Annotated in this window: 2 protein-coding genes; both read right to left on the bottom strand. The window is 68.2% G+C overall.

Annotation, left to right across the window (positions count from 1 at the left end):
* Positions 1-5 precede the first annotated feature (5 nt).
* Positions 6-167, bottom strand: coding sequence for a hypothetical protein (locus I71_RS36505; RefSeq protein WP_244434073.1), 162 nt, complete (start codon positions 165-167; stop codon positions 6-8).
* Positions 168-298: 131 nt separating this feature from the next.
* Positions 299-535 carry a hypothetical protein gene (locus I71_RS37800; protein WP_042701085.1) on the bottom strand — a complete coding sequence of 79 codons (237 nt, stop codon included), beginning with the start codon at positions 533-535 and terminating at the stop codon, positions 299-301.
* Positions 536-1,694: the final 1,159 nt, after the last annotated feature.

Here is a 1,694-nt window from a genome sequence, read left to right on the forward strand (position 1 = left end):
GTCGTTCACCGCCACCTGGGTTGCTTCGCCCCGATGTCGGTCATCGTCAGCACGGTGTTGCCCAGTGCCGCCATCAGGCGCGGCTCGGCCGCATCGGCGGCGGTCACGATCCCGGAAGCGATCGAAAGGCTGCACACCACCGCGGCGCACACACTAAGAACCCGCAAAGGCCGTCTCCCTGGCTGCTGCGCCCCGGCGGGGCGGCTTACCCGAACGGGGCGCACCATAATGCGGGGAGCGCTCCGCCGGAAGCCGTCCTTTTCGCCGGTTGGCAGGGTGGGAACGGCCCGGCGCCCGATCAGCGGATGTTGACGCTGAGGCCGAAGCCGGGAGCCACCGGCCGCGGTGCATAGACGACGGGCGGTGGGGCATAAATCACCCGCGGCGGCGGGGGCGGCGCGTAAACCACCGGGGGCGGGGCATAGATCACCCGCGGGGGTGCGAAATACCGCTCGCGCTCCCGCCAATGGGGGTGGCACCGAAGGGCGCGGTGATCATCGTCAATGGCAAGCCCTTCACGAAGTGAGATCGGCATGGACTTCGACACGTCGGGACTGACCCCGCTCGACACCACGGGCCTCACCCCGGCCGGCAATGACCTCGACGTGTCGGGCCTCACGCCGCTGGACACCTCCGGCCTGACGCCGCTCGATCAGCGGCCGGCCGAGAAAGGGCCCCGCGGGCTCGACATGAAGAAGGTGAGGGCGGAGACACCGCCTCCCAACCCCCTGCCGCTCCTGCCGGTTGCGCCGCAGCCTGCCAACTCCCCCGTTGAAGCCGCCGCCCAACAGGGTGACGAGAACGAGGCTGTCCGGCAAGCGATGGCGCGCGGCGACAGGCCCGTTGGGTTGGAGCCGCTTCCGCCGCCCGATGTTCAGGCGATGCCCCGCGATCAGCGACCCGGAATCGGTGGGCAGATCGCCAGCGACATTTCGCGCGGCGTCGACCAGCTCCAGGCGATCGGCTATGGGCTGGCCGGCATGGCCGGCGACGCGGTGGGCGCGGACAGTGTCGCGGATTGGGGCTTGGCCGGCTACAAGCGGAATATGGAGGAGGCGAAACAGAACGCACCTGTTATCGGCAGCTATCGCAACATTGCCACCGACAGCCCGGGAAATTTCGCTGGCGACGTTGGTCGATATGCTGTCGAGGCCGTGGCAGAGAACCTTCCAATGTTCCTGCCGTCGCTGGCAACAGGTGGCATCGGCGCCCTCGCTGCACGTCGGGCGGCGACTGGCGTGGTCACCGACCTTGTCGAGCAGAAGATTGCCCAAGGGCTGACGCGCGAGGCAGCGGAGAAGGTTGCCGGCGAGATGGTGGCGCGCCGCATCGCGGCTGGCGGCGCGGCTGGCGCCTATCCATCCGCTGCCGGCATGGAGATGGGGTCGATTTACGGCGACATCGAAGAGAAGACGGGGCAGCGCCGTCCCGGCGTGGCAATGGCATACGGTGCTATTGCGGGTGCGCTGGAAGCTGTTCCTGAGGCCATGGCGCTGACGCGGATGTTGCGCCCGGCCGTTGCGGAGCAGGTGACGCATGGGCTGATCCGGAAGCTCGGCGTAGAGGGCACGAAGCAGTTCCTGGCCGAGGGCGGCACTGAGGCGTTGCAGACGGTCGTGGAAAACGCCGCCGTGACCCATGTGGACCCGTCNAAGGAACTGTGGTCGCGCGAGAACATCGACGACATGATCGAC

The sequence above is a fragment of the Azospirillum sp. B506 genome (assembly GCF_000333595.1).
Classification (GTDB): Bacteria; Pseudomonadota; Alphaproteobacteria; order Azospirillales; family Azospirillaceae; genus Azospirillum.